This is a genomic window from Amycolatopsis pithecellobii (assembly GCF_009707865.1).
In the GTDB taxonomy this organism is placed as follows: domain Bacteria; phylum Actinomycetota; class Actinomycetes; order Mycobacteriales; family Pseudonocardiaceae; genus Amycolatopsis_E; species Amycolatopsis_E pithecellobii.
In genome coordinates this window covers 23,069-39,150 of the sequence record NZ_WMBA01000053.1, presented here as the reverse complement: position 1 = coordinate 39,150, position 16,082 = coordinate 23,069, and the positions used below count along the sequence as shown (strand labels likewise).

Annotated in this window: 12 protein-coding genes; 7 read left to right on the top strand and 5 right to left on the bottom strand. The window is 66.5% G+C overall.

What is annotated here, in order from left to right; genetic code table 11:
- Window positions 1-13: 13 nt before the first annotated feature.
- From GKO32_RS27795 to GKO32_RS38185, 4 genes are all read left to right on the top strand, one after another.
- Window positions 14-835, top strand: coding sequence for a hypothetical protein (locus tag GKO32_RS27795; protein WP_312868640.1), 822 nt, complete (start codon window positions 14-16; stop codon window positions 833-835).
- A 481-nt stretch (window positions 836-1,316) separates the two neighbouring features.
- Window positions 1,317-4,817 (top strand): DNA-directed RNA polymerase subunit beta, encoded by a 3,501-nt coding sequence (gene rpoB / locus GKO32_RS27790; protein WP_154759885.1) that lies wholly within the window; start codon window positions 1,317-1,319, stop codon window positions 4,815-4,817.
- Between the two features lie 91 nt (window positions 4,818-4,908).
- A complete protein-coding gene (locus GKO32_RS27785; RefSeq protein ID WP_312868639.1) occupies window positions 4,909-8,820 on the top strand; it encodes a DNA-directed RNA polymerase subunit beta' in 3,912 nt (1,303 codons plus the stop codon).
- Window positions 8,821-8,935: 115 nt separating this feature from the next.
- Window positions 8,936-9,085 carry a hypothetical protein gene (locus GKO32_RS38185; RefSeq protein ID WP_166459756.1) on the top strand — a complete coding sequence of 50 codons (150 nt, stop codon included), beginning with the start codon at window positions 8,936-8,938 and terminating at the stop codon, window positions 9,083-9,085.
- Here the strand turns inward: GKO32_RS38185 and GKO32_RS27780 are convergent, their stop codons facing one another.
- Genes GKO32_RS27780 through GKO32_RS27760 form a run of 5 tightly spaced genes read right to left on the bottom strand, consistent with a single transcriptional unit; the run spans window position 9,086 to window position 12,563 of the window.
- Window positions 9,086-9,826, bottom strand: a complete 741-nt coding sequence (locus GKO32_RS27780) for a hypothetical protein (protein WP_154759860.1) — start codon at window positions 9,824-9,826, stop codon at window positions 9,086-9,088.
- On the bottom strand, window positions 9,823-10,407 hold the full coding sequence (locus tag GKO32_RS27775) for a hypothetical protein (RefSeq protein ID WP_154759859.1): 585 nt from the start codon (window positions 10,405-10,407) through the stop codon (window positions 9,823-9,825). The genes GKO32_RS27780 and GKO32_RS27775 overlap by 4 nt, the downstream gene beginning before the upstream one ends.
- A 7-nt stretch (window positions 10,408-10,414) precedes the next feature.
- Window positions 10,415-11,638 (bottom strand): hypothetical protein, encoded by a 1,224-nt coding sequence (locus tag GKO32_RS27770; RefSeq protein ID WP_154759858.1) that lies wholly within the window; start codon window positions 11,636-11,638, stop codon window positions 10,415-10,417.
- A gap of 2 nt (window positions 11,639-11,640) precedes the next feature.
- Complete coding sequence (locus GKO32_RS27765) at window positions 11,641-12,009, bottom strand: hypothetical protein (protein ID WP_154759857.1); 369 nt, start codon at window positions 12,007-12,009, stop codon at window positions 11,641-11,643.
- On the bottom strand, window positions 12,009-12,563 hold the full coding sequence (locus GKO32_RS27760; protein WP_312868638.1) for a YbaB/EbfC family nucleoid-associated protein: 555 nt from the start codon (window positions 12,561-12,563) through the stop codon (window positions 12,009-12,011). Before GKO32_RS27760 ends, GKO32_RS27765 begins: the two co-directional genes overlap by 1 nt.
- A gap of 492 nt (window positions 12,564-13,055) precedes the next feature.
- On the opposite strand from GKO32_RS27760, the gene rpsL reads away from it, so the two are divergent.
- The 3 genes from rpsL to fusA all read left to right on the top strand — a co-directional run bounded on the left by rpsL (window position 13,056) and on the right by fusA (window position 16,073).
- Complete coding sequence (gene rpsL, locus GKO32_RS27755; protein WP_154759856.1) at window positions 13,056-13,430, top strand: 30S ribosomal protein S12; 375 nt, start codon at window positions 13,056-13,058, stop codon at window positions 13,428-13,430.
- Window positions 13,430-13,900 (top strand): 30S ribosomal protein S7, encoded by a 471-nt coding sequence (rpsG, locus tag GKO32_RS27750; protein ID WP_154759855.1) that lies wholly within the window; start codon window positions 13,430-13,432, stop codon window positions 13,898-13,900. Before rpsL ends, rpsG begins: the two co-directional genes overlap by 1 nt.
- A gap of 73 nt (window positions 13,901-13,973) precedes the next feature.
- The gene (fusA, locus tag GKO32_RS27745) at window positions 13,974-16,073 is read left to right on the top strand and encodes an elongation factor G (RefSeq protein ID WP_312868636.1); all 2,100 of its coding nucleotides are present in this window, start codon (window positions 13,974-13,976) and stop codon (window positions 16,071-16,073) included.
- The last annotated feature ends 9 nt before the right edge of the window (window positions 16,074-16,082 follow it).

Sequence of the window (16,082 nt, the reverse complement as noted above, 5' to 3'; positions counted from 1 at the left end):
AACGGAGTTCGTTGTGCCATCCAGCAACCGGCCGCAGCATTCGGTACGGCGGCCCCGGGTAGCGGGCCTGCGCCGGCCGTCGCCGAGCCCCCGCCCGCGCGAGGACGAGATCGAGACACCGGAGGAGCTTTCCCCGGCCGGCAAGCCGAGCCCGCGGCCCAAGAGCCGGGACGCGGGCGAGCCGAAGCCGTCGGACTTCGCCGAAGCCGAGGCGGCGGTGGCCGAGCCGGCCGAGCGCCAGACCACCGAGCGTGTCCCGCGGAACCCGTTCATCATCGCCGGCGTGCTGTTCGGGCTCGCACTCGTGCTGACCGGGCTCGCGGTGTTCTTCATGATCAAGGGCCGCCAGCTCAGCGACGCCACGGAGAACACCGCCCTGCTGGACGTTGCGCGCACGTCACAGGTCAACCAGGCCGCCACCAGCGCCGCCGAGACGTTGTTCTCCTACGACTTCAACAACATCCCCAAGACCCAGAACGCGGCCAAGGACCTGCTGCTCAACGACGAGGTCAAGGCGCGCTACGACAGCCTCATGGGCGAGGTCGAGCGGCTCGCGCCGCAGCAGAAGATCGTGGTCACGGTCAAGGCGAGCCGCAGCGCGGTGGTCCGGCTCGAAGGCGACCGGGCGCGGGTGATGGTGTTCGTCGACCAGACCGCGACGCGCACCGATCAGAACCAGACCTCGAGCGGCAGCGCACAGCTGTGGCTGAACATGCAGCAGGTGGACGGCAAGTGGAAGGTGTCCGCGCTCGACACCTACAACTCGGAGAACCCGGCGAGCGCCGCACCGAGCCAGGCGCCGGCGAACCCGCCGTCCGCGCAGCCCAGTCGTTGACCTTCGCGGGGGCACGCCGCAGTGCTCCGCGGGGCAGCGCGGCGGGCTTCGTGAGGGATCTTGGCGCCGTTCCACCCGAACCAGCGGCCGGGTAAACCCGCTGGTGGGAGGTGTCGAGTCACGTCATGTACACCCCGCGACCACATTGCGCCAACCGGCGGGTTGAGGGCGTGGCATCTTGACTCAGAAGGCTGGGAGGGTCACGCTTACCCGTGACGGCGACGCCCTGCGGGAGGGCGAAGCCGCCGGAAGATGAGGCGTGGAGGTGTACCTGAAGGCGGTGTGATCGAGATCTGGGCCCCATCGGGAGCGCCCCTCGACAAGACCCGTCATTCGGGCTAGACTGCTTCTTTGCGCTGCCCTCTTTTAGGCTGCCCGGGCACGGCAGCTACACTAGTGGGCACCACGGCACCCCTTGACAGTCGCATTAGTAGTTGCTAACGCGGCTGCTCACCGCTCATTGTCCCCGGAAGGACGCATCTTGGCAGTCTCTCCCGCGAACCAGGCCACTGCTGCGACCACCTCGGCTGTACCCGACTCGAACAACACGGGAATCCCCGGAGCCCCCAAGCGGGTCTCCTTCGCGAAGATCCGCGAACCGCTCGCCACACCCAATCTGCTGGACGTGCAGATCCGGTCGTTTGAATGGTTCACCGGTGACGAGAAGTGGTTCGAGCGCCGCGTTGAAGAAGGTGAAGAAAACCCGACAGGCGGTCTCGAAGAGGTTCTCAACGAGATCTCGCCCATCGAAGACTTCCAGGGGTCGATGTCCCTGTCCTTCTCCGACCCTCGATTCGACGAGGTGAAGGCCTCCGTCGAGGAGTGCAAGGACAAGGACATGACCTACGCGGCTCCGCTGTTCGTCACGGCGGAGTTCGTCAACAACAACACCGGCGAGATCAAGAGCCAGACGGTGTTCATGGGTGACTTCCCCGTGATGACCGACAAGGGCACCTTCATCATCAACGGCACCGAGCGTGTCGTGGTGTCCCAGCTGGTCCGCTCGCCCGGTGTGTACTTCGACCAGGCGATCGACAAGACCACCGACAAGGACGTGTTCAGCGTCAAGATCATCCCGAGCCGCGGCGCGTGGCTCGAGTTCGACGTGGACAAGCGCGACACCGTCGGCGTGCGCATCGACCGCAAGCGCCGCCAGCCGGTCACCGTGCTGTTGAAGGCGCTGGGCTGGACGACCGAGCAGATCCGGGAGCGCTTCGCCTTCTCCGAGACGCTGCTGGCGACGCTCGAGAAGGACCACACCGCGGGCACCGACGAGGCGCTGCTGGACATCTACCGCAAGCTGCGTCCCGGCGAGCCGCCCACGAAGGAGAGCGCGCAGACCCTGCTGGAGAACCTGTTCTTCAAGGACAAGCGCTACGACCTGGCCAAGGTCGGCCGCTACAAGGTCAACAAGAAGCTGGGCCTCGAGCTGTCGTACGACACCGGCACGCTCACCGAAGAGGACATCGTCACCACCATCGAGTACCTCGTCCGGCTGCACGCCGGTGAAGAGAAGATGGGGCAAGATGACAAATACATCCCGGTCGAGGTGGACGACATCGACCACTTCGGCAACCGGCGCCTGCGCACCGTCGGCGAGCTGATCCAGAATCAGATCCGGGTCGGCCTCTCCCGCATGGAGCGCGTGGTCAAGGAGCGGATGACCACGCAGGACGTCGAGGCGATCACGCCGCAGACCCTGATCAACATCCGGCCGGTGGTCGCCGCGATCAAGGAGTTCTTCGGCACCTCGCAGCTGTCGCAGTTCATGGACCAGAACAACCCGCTGTCGGGCCTGACCCACAAGCGCCGCCTCTCGGCGCTCGGCCCCGGCGGTCTGTCCCGTGAGCGCGCCGGCATGGAGGTCCGCGACGTGCACCCGAGCCACTACGGCCGGATGTGCCCGATCGAGACCCCTGAAGGCCCGAACATCGGCCTGATCGGCTCGCTGTGTTCGTACGCGCGGGTCAACCCGTTCGGTTTCATCGAGACCCCGTACCGGAAGGTCGTCGAGGGCCAGGTCACCGACCAGGTCGACTACCTGACCGCCGACGAGGAGGACCGGTTCGTCAAGGCGCAGGCCAACGCCCCGCTGACCGACGACGGGTACTTCGCCGAGGACCGCGTGCTGGTCCGCCGGAAGGGCGGCGAGGTCGAGCTGATCGACCCGATGGACGTGGACTACATGGACGTGTCGCCGCGCCAGATGGTGTCGGTCGCCACGGCGATGATCCCGTTCCTCGAGCACGACGACGCCAACCGCGCGCTGATGGGCGCAAACATGCAGCGCCAGGCCGTGCCGCTGCTGCGCAACCAGGCGCCGCTGGTCGGCACCGGGGTGGAGCTGCGGGCCGCGGTCGACGCTGGTGACGTGCTCGTCGCCGAGCAGGCCGGTGTGGTGGAGGAGCTGTCGGCGGACCTGATCACGGTCATGCACGACGACGGCACCCGCAAGAGCTACGGGCTCTACAAGTTCCGCCGCACCAACCACGGCACCTGCTTCAACCACCGGCCGATCGTGAACGAGGGCGACCGGGTGGAGAAGGGCCAGGTCATCGCGGACGGGCCGTCCACGGAGAACGGCGAGATGGCGCTGGGCAAGAACCTGCTTGTCGCGGTCATGCCGTGGGAAGGCCACAACTACGAGGACGCGATCATCCTCTCCGAGCGGCTCGTGCAGGACGACGTGCTGACCTCGATCCACATCGAGGAGCACGAGATCGACGCACGGGACACCAAGCTCGGTGCCGAGGAGATCACCCGGGACATCCCGAACGTCTCCGAAGAGGTGCTGGCCGACCTGGACGAGCGCGGCATCATCCGGATCGGTGCCGAGGTCCGTGACGGCGACATCCTGGTCGGCAAGGTCACGCCCAAGGGCGAGACGGAGCTGACCCCGGAGGAGCGCCTGCTCCGCGCGATCTTCGGCGAGAAGGCCCGCGAGGTCCGTGACACCTCGCTGAAGGTGCCGCACGGTGAGACCGGCAAGGTCATCGGCATCCGGGTGTTCTCCCGCGAGGACGACGACGAGCTGCCCCCGGGCGTCAATGAGCTGGTCCGGGTCTACGTGGCCCAGAAGCGGAAGATCCAGCCGGGTGACAAGCTCGCCGGCCGGCACGGCAACAAGGGCGTCATCGGCAAGATCCTGGCGGTCGAGGACATGCCGTTCATGGAGGACGGCACCCCGGTCGACATCGTGCTGAACACCCACGGTGTGCCGCGACGGATGAACATCGGCCAGATCCTCGAGCTGCACCTTGGCTGGCTGGCCTCGCAGGGCTGGCAGGTCGAAGGCAGTCCGGACTGGGCGAAGAACCTGCCCGAGGAGCTCTTCGACGTCGAGCCCGGCACGAACACCGCGACCCCGGTGTTCGACGGCGCGAAGGAAGAGGAGCTCACCGGCCTGCTGTCCTCGACCAAGCCGAACCGCGACGGCGAGCGGCTGGTCCAGCCGGACGGCAAGGCGGTGCTACTCGACGGCCGCTCCGGTGAGCCGTTCCCGTACCCGGTGGCCGTCGGCTACATGTACATCCTCAAGCTGCACCACCTGGTGGACGACAAGATCCACGCTCGCTCCACCGGTCCGTACTCGATGATCACCCAGCAGCCGCTGGGCGGTAAGGCGCAGTTCGGTGGTCAGCGCTTCGGTGAGATGGAGTGCTGGGCGATGCAGGCCTACGGCGCGGCCTACACGCTGCAGGAGCTGTTGACGATCAAGTCGGACGACGTGGTCGGCCGGGTGAAGGTGTACGAGGCCATCGTCAAGGGCGAGAACATCCCGGACCCGGGCATCCCGGAGTCGTTCAAGGTGCTGCTCAAGGAGCTGCAGTCGCTGTGCCTCAACGTGGAGGTCCTGTCCTCCGACGGTGCGGCGATCGAGATGCGTGACACCGACGACGAGGACCTCGAACGCGCCGCGGCCAACCTCGGCATCAACCTGTCCCGCAACGAGTCGCCCTCGGTGGACGACGTCGTGCAATGACCTGCCGCTGGGTGGGGGGCACACCTCCCGCGTGCCCCCCACCCGGTAGCCGACTCCTCTAGCCGAATCAACCCCAAGGGGATGCAACGACGTGCTGGACGTCAATTACTTCGATGAGCTCCGGATCGGCCTGGCCACCGCGGACGACATCCGTCAGTGGTCCTTCGGTGAGGTGAAGAAGCCGGAGACCATCAACTACCGCACGCTCAAGCCCGAGAAGGACGGCCTCTTCTGCGAGAAGATCTTCGGTCCTACCCGGGACTGGGAGTGCTACTGCGGCAAGTACAAGCGAGTCCGCTTCAAGGGCATCATCTGCGAGCGCTGTGGTGTCGAGGTGACCCGCGCCAAGGTGCGGCGTGAGCGGATGGGCCACATCGAGCTGGCCGCCCCGGTCACTCACATCTGGTACTTCAAGGGCGTGCCGTCGCGGCTGGGTTACCTACTCGACCTTGCCCCGAAGGACCTCGAGAAGATCATCTACTTCGCGGCGTACGTGATCACCGGGGTGAACACCGAGCTGCGGCACAACGACCTGCCGACGCTGGAGAACGAGATCGGCGTCGAGCGCAAGAACATCGAGACCAAGCGTGACGCCGACATCGAGGCGCGGGCGCAGAAGCTCGAGCAGGACATCGCGCAGCTCGAGGCCGAGGGCGCCAAGTCCGACGTGCGCCGCAAGGTCAAGGAGGGCGGCGAGCGTGAGATGCGCCAGCTCCGTGACCGGGCGCAGCGCGAGCTGGACCGGCTCGAGGAGATCTGGACGACGTTCACCAAGCTCGAGCCGCGGCAGCTGATCGCGGACGAGATGCTCTATCGCGAGCTGTTCGACCGCTACGGCGAGTACTTCACCGGCGGCATGGGCGCGGAGGCCATCCAGAAGCTGGCCACCGAGTTCGACGTCGCCGCGGAGGCGGAGAGCCTGCGCGACACCATCCGCAACGGCAAGGGGCAGAAGAAGCTCCGCGCGCTCAAGCGGCTCAAGGTGGTTGCGGCGTTCCAGGCCACCGGCAACGACCCGCGTGGCATGGTGCTCGACGCCGTCCCGGTCATCCCGCCGGACCTGCGCCCGATGGTGCAGCTCGACGGTGGCCGGTTCGCGACGTCGGACCTCAACGACCTCTACCGCCGGGTGATCAACCGGAACAACCGGTTGAAGCGGCTGATCGACCTCGGCGCGCCCGAGATCATTGTCAACAACGAGAAGCGGATGCTGCAGGAGGCCGTCGACGCGCTGTTCGACAACGGCCGCCGCGGGCGTCCGGTCACCGGCCCCGGTAACCGGCCGTTGAAGTCGCTGTCCGACCTGCTCAAGGGCAAGCAGGGCCGGTTCCGCCAGAACCTGCTCGGCAAGCGTGTCGACTACTCGGGCCGTTCGGTCATCATCGTCGGCCCGCAGCTGAAACTGCACCAGTGCGGTCTGCCGAAGGACATGGCGCTGGAGCTGTTCAAGCCGTTCGTGATGAAGCGGCTGGTCGACCTCAACCATGCGCAGAACATCAAGTCCGCCAAGCGGATGGTCGAGCGGGCTCGCCCGGCAGTGTGGGACGTGCTGGAAGAGGTCATCACCGGGCACCCGGTGCTGCTCAACCGCGCGCCGACGCTGCACCGCCTCGGTATCCAGGCCTTCGAGCCGCAGCTGGTGGAAGGCAAGGCCATCCAGCTGCACCCGCTGGTCTGCGAGGCGTTCAACGCGGACTTCGACGGTGACCAGATGGCGGTGCACCTGCCCCTGTCGGCCGAGGCGCAGGCCGAGGCGCGGATCCTGATGCTGTCGGCGAACAACATCCTCTCGCCGGCCTCGGGTCGCCCGCTGGCGATGCCGCGACTGGACATGGTCACGGGCCTGTTCCACCTGACCCGGCTCGACGAGAACGGGACCGGCGCCGGACAGGCGTACTCGTCGCCCGCCGAGGCGATCATGGCCTTCGACCGCAAGGCGCTGAGCCTGCACGCCCCGATCAAGATCCGGATCAACGACCGGCAGCCCGGCAAGGCCGATGTGCCGCGCCTGACCGAAGCCGGCTGGGAGCCGGGTCAGCCGTGGCTGGCCGAGACCAGCCTCGGCCGGGTGATGTTCAACGAGCTGCTGCCGCCGGACTACCCGTTCGTGAACGAGCCGATGCCGAAGAAGCGGCAGGCCGCGATCGTGAACGACCTGGCGGAGCGGTACTCGATGACGCAGGTCGCGCAGACCCTGGACCGGCTCAAGGACGCCGGCTTCTACTGGGCGACCCGGTCGGGCGTCACGGTGTCGATCACCGACGTGGTCGTGCCGGAGGAGAAGAAGGCGATCCTCGACCAGTACGAGGCGAAGGCCGACCAGGTCGAGAAGCGCTACCAGCGTGGTCAGCTCTCGCACGCCGAGCGCAACAACGAGCTGGTCAAGGTGTGGAGCCAGGCGACGGACGACGTCGCCAAGGTCATGGAGGACGCCTTCCCCGAGACCAACCCGATCTCCGTGATCGTGAAGTCCGGGGCGGCGGGCAACATGACGCAGGTCCGGTCGCTCGCCGGGATGCGTGGTCTGGTGTCAAACCCGAAGGGTGAGTACATCCCGCGCCCGATCAAGGCGAACTTCCGCGAGGGCCTGTCGGTGGCTGAGTACTTCATCGCCACCCACGGTGCCCGTAAGGGTCTGGCCGACACCGCGCTGCGTACCGCCGACTCGGGTTACCTGACCCGGCGTCTGGTGGACGTGTCGCAGGACGTCATCGTCCGCGAGACCGACTGTGGCACCAGCCGTGGTATCAACATGCCGATCGGTGAGGACCTCGGCGACGGCCGCATCGTGCGTGCCCAGCACGTCGAGACCAGCGCCTACGCCCGCACCCTCGCCACGGACGCCACGGACGCCCAGGGCAACGTGGTGCTCAACGCCAGTGACGACCTCGGCGACCCCGCGATCGAGAAGCTGATCTCCAGCGGGATCACCAAGGTCAAGGTGCGCAGCGTGCTGACCTGCGAGTCGGCGGTCGGGGTGTGTGCGACCTGCTACGGCCGCTCGATGGCGACCGGCAAACTGGTGGACGTCGGTGAGGCCGTCGGTATCGTCGCCGCCCAGTCGATCGGTGAGCCGGGTACCCAGCTGACGATGCGTACGTTCCACCAGGGTGGTGTCGCCGGTGACGACATCACCACGGGTCTTCCCCGTGTCACCGAGCTGTTCGAGGCCCGGGTGCCGAAGGGCAAGGCGCCGATCGCCGACGTCGATGGCCGGGTGCGCATCGAGGAGAGCGAGCGGTTCTGGAAGATCACGCTGATCCCGGACGACGGTGGCGAGGAGATCATCTTCGACAAGCTGTCGAAGCGGCAGCGCCTGGCGAACACGCCGACCGGGCCGCTGGCGGACGGTGACCACGTCGCGGTCGGCCAGCCGCTGCTCGAAGGCACGCCCGACCCGCACGAGGTGCTGCGTGTGATGGGCCCGCGTGAGGCGCAGATGCACCTGGTGGACGAGGTCCAGAAGGTGTACCGGGCGCAGGGTGTGTCGATCCACGACAAGCACATCGAGGTGATCGTCCGGCAGATGCTGCGCCGGGTCACGATCATCGACTCCGGTTCGACCGACTTCCTGCCTGGTGAGCTCCCCGAGCGCACCAAGTTCGAGGCGACGAACCGGGCGTCGGTCGCCGAGGGCGGCGAGCCCGCCTCGGGTCGTCCGGTGCTGATGGGTATCACGAAGGCCTCGCTGACCACGGACTCGTGGCTGTCGGCGGCGTCGTTCCAGGAGACCACACGTGTCCTGACCGACGCGGCGATCAACGGCCGCAGCGACAAGCTGGTCGGCCTCAAGGAGAACGTGATCATCGGCAAGCTGATCCCGGCCGGTACGGGCATCAACCGGTACCGCAACATCCAGGTGCAGCCGACCGAGGAGGCCAGGGTGGCGGCGTACGCCATCCCGTCCTACGACGACGGCTACTACACCCCGGATGTGTTCGGCACCGGCACCGGTGCGGCCGTCCCGCTGGACGACTACGACTTCGGCCGCGACTTCCGCTGACCGTAGTCCGGAAAGCCCCCGGTTCCCGTTGTGGAGCCGGGGGCTTTTTCGTACTCGGGCGGGCGTGGGTTAGCGTGTCGCACGGGAGGAGTACGCGAGATTCAGGAGGGGTGTCATGACCGCCGACGAAGAGGTGAACCAGGAAGAGACGCCGCGCTCGGGGCGTCATGCCGCGCCGGAGGGGGCGCCGCGCCATCCGGCCATCGACCTGTCCCGGGACCCGAATCCGGGTAAACCGGACCATGCGAAACCGGACGACGACTGATCATCGGGAAGATCCCCGGGCCTTGCCGCCCGGGGATCTTTTCTTTTCGCGGACGAAGGCCGAGCGAACGAAGTAGCCGCCCAGCGCCGAGCAGCCGAGGCCAAAGCCGAGAAACACCAGTGCCGTCTCGGTGCTTTCGATCATCGCGGTCGGCCACAGCAGGGAAATGGTCACCGGGTAGACCTGGCCCGGCACGGGGTCGGGCCCGAACTTGAGCCATTCCGAGTCGTCGAGATGCCGCACCTGCCCGCCGAGCCGGTAATCCCCGGACACCGCGGTGCTGGGCAGGCTGACCCCGCGCCTGTGGTCCGTGGAGTTGACGACGTCGGTGATGGTCAGGTCGACGTGATGGGCCAGACCGACCAGGTGCAGGGCGCCATCGGCCGTTGAAACCAGGCCCGGCACCAACATCGCGAGTCCGCCGATACCGGCCACCAGGTACGGCCACAGCGGCTCCTCGCCCTTTCGCAACGGGCGCAGGCGCTGGGCCGCGTACGTGAGCACGAACGGCACGAACACGAACAGCAGCAGGAACATGAACAGGCCGCCGACCGGTCCACCGGATGTCGCCGCCGGCCCGAGCCAGGACAACGTCGTCGTGGTGGCCACCAGCCCAGCCAGCACCCGAAGCACCACGCTGGCCCGGCTTGCCGTGGCTTTCCACCGGATTCCCGCCACCAGCAAGGCGATCGCCAGCAGGTAACCGACGCCCGCGACCAGAAGATGCTCGCCGGCGCTCATGCGTCCGCGGTCAGCTCGTCGAGCGCGCGCAGGATCCGCTTGCGCCGGAAACCGCCGCGCCAGCTGATGGACCGGAAGCCGTACCCGTCCTGCCGCACGTTCTTGTTGTGTTCGGGCTTGCGGTTTCGCGCCCAGTCGGCGAAATCGGGGTACAGCGCCATGGGGTCCCCGTTGAGCGCCGCGACCCGGTTGCGGTCATGGAACCCGTCGAACGGCCTGTCCGACATCGCCACCGTGACGACGGAGTAGTGCGTGACCGATTCCCACGATTCGGAGACCGGGCTGTATTCGGTCTTTCGACTGACACGGACCTCGACCCCGTGCACCGGGCGTCCTCGGTAGCGCCCGAGAAACTCGTGCACGGTGTCCGGGAGGGGAACTTCCCAGCTTTGTGTGCCGTCGCCCGGCAGGTCGCGAGGAGCCCGCCGTCGGCTCTTCCGAACCAGCCACCCGTTCTCGCGTGCCAGTGCGGGCAGCAGGATGTACCGGAACATCGGCTGGTGGAGGAGGCTCACGATGATCCACACGAACGTGGGCAGCAGAATGATCAGGCCGATGAGGCCGCCGACACTGAACGTCACCGTGGCCTCAGAAGTCCAGATCCTTGCTGGTCTCCTCGGTCGACTGATCCTCGCCGGGTTCGCCGTAGTCCGCGATCTTGCCACCTTCGGAGGCGTATTTCGTGCCTTTCCCGGTGACCTTCAACCCGATCTTGGTCCAGCCCGTGGCATCCGTGGGGAGCTTGATCTTGCCTTCCTTGGCCAGGCCGCCGAGACCGACGTTGTCGAGGCCGCTCTTCAGGGCTTCGTTGCCGAAAGACTTGGCCCCGCCCTGATAAACGCGCTCGCCGATCATGCCGCCTTCGGCGCTCATCAGGCGAGTGCGCTTGGCCACCGTTTCCCCGGCCTCCTTGGCGCTTTCCTTCTCGAGTTTCGCGAGGCTGCTGCGCATGGCCTTGTTGCCCATGTTCTTCTGGAATTCCTTGCCCAGCGTGCTGAAGAATTCCTTCATCTTCGTCAGGAACTGCCGGATCCGGTCGAGGAGTTCCCTGAGTTTCTGGACATAGCGGCCGACCTTCGAAGTGGTCTGGACCCCGCGCACGGTCGAGGCGGTGCCAGCCGAAGCGACCGAAGCCCCCGCGGTCGGGACGGCCGCCGCCAGCGCCGGAATCCAGATCATGATGAGCCAGGTGATCAATTCGGTGAGGATCGCTTTGATGAATTCCTCGATCACGGTCATCACCATGCTGGAAATCTGCAGCAGCTGCGCGATGTCCCCGGCCTGAGCCGCGATTCCGTTGATGCCGTGGGAAAACTCGCCGAGTTTCGTGCCGGCGGTTTCCGCCGCCTGCCCGCTCCATTGCGTGAGCGAAGCCTGCGCGTCCTGGGCGAATTTCTGGCTGTAGGCCGCCAACCCCTGGGCAATCGAACCGAAGTTGCCCGCCGCGTTGGACAGCGCCGGGCCGTCACCGCTGACGAGATGGATGGCGTCCTGGATCGGCGTCACCACGCTCATCAGGAAGTTCAGGCCCTGTCCGACCAGCCAGCCGATCGGGTCGGTGGCGATGCTCGAGACATCCATGCAGGAACTCACGAAACCCGCACCGGCTGACGCGAGCCCCGCTATCTCGCCGCCCGTCACTTTGCCGTCGGACAACGCTTTCTGCGTACTGTCGAAAGCACTGAACCCGCTGCCCAGCGGGCCGGGAGCAGCCGATGCGAGCTTCCGCCAGTCGGTTTCGATTAACCCGGGATCGCTCTCCTTGGAGATCGTGATGTTGCTGGCCTGCCCGGTCACCTTGTCGTCACCCATGATCAAGATCCCTTCGGCATCGGGCCGGCCTTCGGTATGCGCGAGGGCGCCTGCTCGGTCAGCGCCTTGAGCACCTCGCCGAGTAGCTGCTTGCTGTCGTCCTCGTGCCCGTCGTAGGCGTTCGCCGCGGCGTCGAACTTCTCACTCGCGGCCTGCAGCCCGTTCGCCATCTCGATCAGCAGGTCGTTCAGGTCACCCAGCATCTCGGTGTACTTGCTCTTGACGACCAAACCGACGACGCCCCATGACTTGTCGCCGACATCGGAGGCGCCGACGAGCCCCGAGACCTCCTTCGGCACCGCGATATCGCCGCTCAGCTTGCCCGAATAGTCGCGCAGCGCCTTGACCAGGACTTCGTGCCCGCCCGACATCAGCGGTCCTCCTCGTTGTAGAGGCTCAGGAAACGGTCCCCGGACGGATCGTTACCGCCGGACGGCGGGGTAGGCCGGGGCTGTGGCTCCTCACGCCGGAGCACGTCCTGTTGCGAGTAGTCCTCCGGTTCGGCCGCCGGCCGCGGTGACTGCGCCATCGACGCCCGCAGCTCCTCCGGCGTGGTGCCGAACAGCTGCGCCTGGGTCTCGAGCACCTGGTCCAGCACGTGCAGGTCCCCGCCGGCGTGCTCCTCGACGATGCCGGCCTGCGCGCGGGCGGCCTCGGCGACGGCCTGGCGCAGCGTCGCCAGGAGCGCGCTCGACAACGCCTGCGGTGACTGTTTGAGGGCCGCGTCGGTGAATCTGATGTCCTTGATCGACCCGCCCGGCCCGGCCACCACGGTGACGGACCGGTCCGGCGACATGGCCGTCGCCTCCAGCCCGGCGATCTCGGCCTGCATCTGGCCGATCCCGGACATCTGCTCGTCCACGTGCCGCAGCTTCGCTTGGAACTGCTCGAACTGGGCCACGAGCTGGTCGAACTCCGCCGACACGAATCCTCCCCGACTACTTCTGGTTACCAAGTCAACGCGCCACCATGATGAACCAAACCGGGGCACACCGGGCCGGAACGGGTGAAATACCCACTGCCGTCACTCAGCCGAGGGGCGGAATGAACGGAACAGGCCCGACGTTGCAAAAACCGGCGGAACCGCACCGATCCGGGCGTGAAAATCCGCTAGGCTGGATAGTCAAACAACTCGGCCCGTGTTGTGGTGCCCTAAACCCACCCCGATGTGATAGGCCCCAAAACGGGCGGGTATCTTTGACGACTGTGCCCGGCACATGTCGGGCCGCTCTGCGCGCCGTTCGGCTTGCGTGAGCTGCTTTCGCAGCTCGGGCGGTCGTTCTGGTGCGGCGGGGCTCCGCGGAAATCCGAGGGAACGTTAACTGGCCGCAAGGCTTGGACGCGGGCCGACACGCCCGACCTCGGGGGCCGGGGACGAATACCGAACACAAGCAGTACGCGACAGAAAGCTGGTCCATTGCCCACGATCCAGCAGCTGGTCCGCAAGGGCCGCCAGGACAAGGCTGCCAAGCAGAAGACCGCGGCGCTCAAGGGGAGCCCGCAGCGGCGTGGCGTGTGCACTCGCGTGTACACCACGACCCCCAAGAAGCCGAACTCGGCGCTGCGCAAGGTCGCGCGTGTGCGGCTGACCAGCGGCATCGAGGTCACCGCCTACATTCCCGGCGAGGGCCACAACCTGCAGGAGCACTCGATGGTGCTCGTGCGTGGTGGTCGCGTCAAGGACCTCCCCGGCGTCCGCTACAAGATCATCCGCGGTTCCCTGGACACCCAGGGGGTCAAGAACCGCAAGCAGGCGCGCAGCCGGTACGGCGCGAAGAAGGAGAAGAGCTGATGCCCCGCAAGGGACCGGCCCCGAAGCGGCCACTGATCTCCGACCCCGTCTACGCCTCGCCGCTGGTCACCCAGCTGGTGAACAAGGTGCTCAAGGACGGCAAGCGATCCCTCGCCGAGCGCATCGTCTACGGCGCGCTCGAAGGCGCCAAGGAGAAGACGGGCACCGACCCGGTCGTCACGCTCAAGCGTGCGCTGGACAACGTGAAGCCCGCCATCGAGGTGAAGAGCCGCCGTGTCGGTGGTGCCACCTACCAGGTGCCGATCGAGGTCAAGCCCGGTCGCTCGACCACCCTTGCTCTTCGCTGGATCGTCGCCTTCTCCCGGCAGCGTCGTGAGAAGACCATGATCGAGCGTCTGCAGAACGAGCTGCTCGATGCGAGCAACGGCCTCGGGGCCAGCGTGAAGCGCCGCGAGGACACCCACAAGATGGCCGAATCGAACAAGGCTTTCGCCCACTACCGTTGGTGAGTAGCCCGGTCGTCGTTCCAGCGCCGGCACCGCGGAGCTGGTGAGGATCGCAACCAGACAGGGGAACATCGCAGTGGCACGCGAAGTGCTGACCGACCTGAACAAGGTCCGCAACATCGGCATCATGGCGCACATCGACGCCGGCAAGACGACGACGACCGAGCGGGTCCTGTTCTACACCGGGATCAACTACAAGATCGGCGAGGTGCACGACGGCGCCGCGACGATGGACTGGATGGAGGAGGAGCAGAAGCGAGGTATCACCATCACCTCGGCTGCCACCACCACCTTCTGGGCCGACCATCAGATCAACATCATCGACACCCCCGGCCACGTCGACTTCACCGTCGAGGTGGAGCGTTCGCTGCGGGTGCTCGACGGTGCGGTCGCGGTGTTCGACGGCAAAGAGGGCGTCGAGCCCCAGTCCGAGCAGGTCTGGCGCCAGGCCGACAAGTACGAGGTCCCGCGCATCTGCTTCGTCAACAAGATGGACAAGCTGGGTGCGGACTTCTACTTCACCGTGAAGACCATCGAGGACCGGCTCGGTGCCAGGCCGCTGGTCATCCAGTTGCCGATCGGCGCGGAGAACGAATTCGAGGGCGTCATCGACCTGGTCCGCATGAAGGCGCTGACCTGGCGTGGTGACGTCAAGAAGGGCGAGGACTACGAGGTCGAGGAGATCCCGGCCGATCTCGCCGACCGCGCCGCCGAGTACCGCGAGAAGCTGGTCGAGACGGTCGCCGAGGCCGACGACGAGCTGATGGAGAAGTTCCTCGAGGGCGAGGAGCTGTCCGAGGCGCAGATCAAGTCCGGCATCCGCAAGCTCACGATCGCGCGTGAGGCGTACCCGGTGCTGTGCGGTTCGGCGTTCAAGAACAAGGGCGTGCAGCCCATGCTCGACGCCGTGATCGACTACCTGCCTTCGCCGCTGGACGTCCCGGCTGTCGAGGGCACGCTGCCCGACGGCGAGACCAAGGCCAGCCGCAAGGCGGCGGTCGACGAGCCGTTCTCCGCGCTTGCGTTCAAGATCGCCGCGCACCCGTTCTTCGGCAAGCTGACCTACGTCCGGGTGTACTCGGGCAAGGTCGCGGCCGGCGCGCAGGTCATCAACGCGACCAAGGACCGCAAGGAGCGCATCGGCAAGCTCTTCCAGATGCACTCCAACAAGGAGAACCCGGTCGATGAGGCCCAGGCGGGTCACATCTACGCGGTCATCGGTCTGAAGGACACCACGACCGGCGACACGCTGGCCGACTCGCAGCACCCCATCGTGCTCGAGTCGATGACCTTCCCCGAGCCGGTCATCCGGGTCGCCATCGAGCCGAAGACGAAGGCCGACCAGGAGAAGCTGTCGATCGCGATCCAGAAGCTGGCCGAAGAGGACCCGACGTTCCAGGTCAACCTGGACGAGGAGACCGGCCAGACGATCATCGCGGGCATGGGCGAGCTGCACCTCGAGGTGCTGGTGAACCGGATGAAGTCCGACTACAAGGTCGAGGCGAACATCGGTAAGCCGCAGGTCGCCTACCGCGAGACGATCCGCAAGACGGTCGAGAAGCTCGACTACACGCACAAGAAGCAGACCGGTGGCTCTGGTCAGTTCGCCAAGGTGATCATCAAGCTGGAGCCGTTGGCGACGACGGACGGTGCACTCTACGAGTTCGACAACAAGGTCACGGGTGGCCGCATCCCCCGGGAGTACATCCCCTCGGTGGACGCGGGCGCGCAGGACGCCATGCAGTACGGCGTGCTGGCCGGCTACCCGCTCGTCGGGTTGAAGGTCACCTTGTTGGATGGTGCGTACCACGAGGTCGACTCTTCGGAGATGGCATTCAAGATCGCCGGTTCGATGGCGCTCAAGGAAGCCGCGAAGAAGGCCAGCCCGGCACTGCTGGAGCCGATGATGGCGGTCGAGGTGACCACGCCCGAGGATTACATGGGTGACGTCATCGGCGACCTCAACTCCCGCCGTGGCCAGATCCAGGCCATGGAGGAGCGGGCGGGCACCCGTGTCGTGAAGGCACTGGTTCCGCTCTCGGAGATGTTCGGGTACGTGGGCGACCTGCGGTCTCGCACCCAGGGTCGTGCGAACTACTCCATGACATTCGACTCCTACGCCGAGGTTCCGGCGAACGTCGCGAAGGAGATCATCGCGAAGGCGACGGGGGAGTAATCCCGTAGC

Excerpts from the sequence above, each read along its gene's own strand:
- GKO32_RS38185 (WP_166459756.1), top strand. The coding sequence starts at position 8,936 with ATGACCGCCGACGAAGAGGTGAACCAGGAAGAGACGCCGCGCTCGGGG.
- GKO32_RS27780 (WP_154759860.1), bottom strand. The coding sequence starts at position 9,826 with ATGAGCGCCGGCGAGCATCTTCTGGTCGCGGGCGTCGGTTACCTGCTG.
- GKO32_RS27770 (WP_154759858.1), bottom strand. The coding sequence starts at position 11,638 with ATGGGTGACGACAAGGTGACCGGGCAGGCCAGCAACATCACGATCTCC.
- GKO32_RS27765 (WP_154759857.1), bottom strand. The coding sequence starts at position 12,009 with ATGTCGGGCGGGCACGAAGTCCTGGTCAAGGCGCTGCGCGACTATTCG.
- rpsG (WP_154759855.1), top strand. The coding sequence starts at position 13,430 with ATGCCCCGCAAGGGACCGGCCCCGAAGCGGCCACTGATCTCCGACCCC.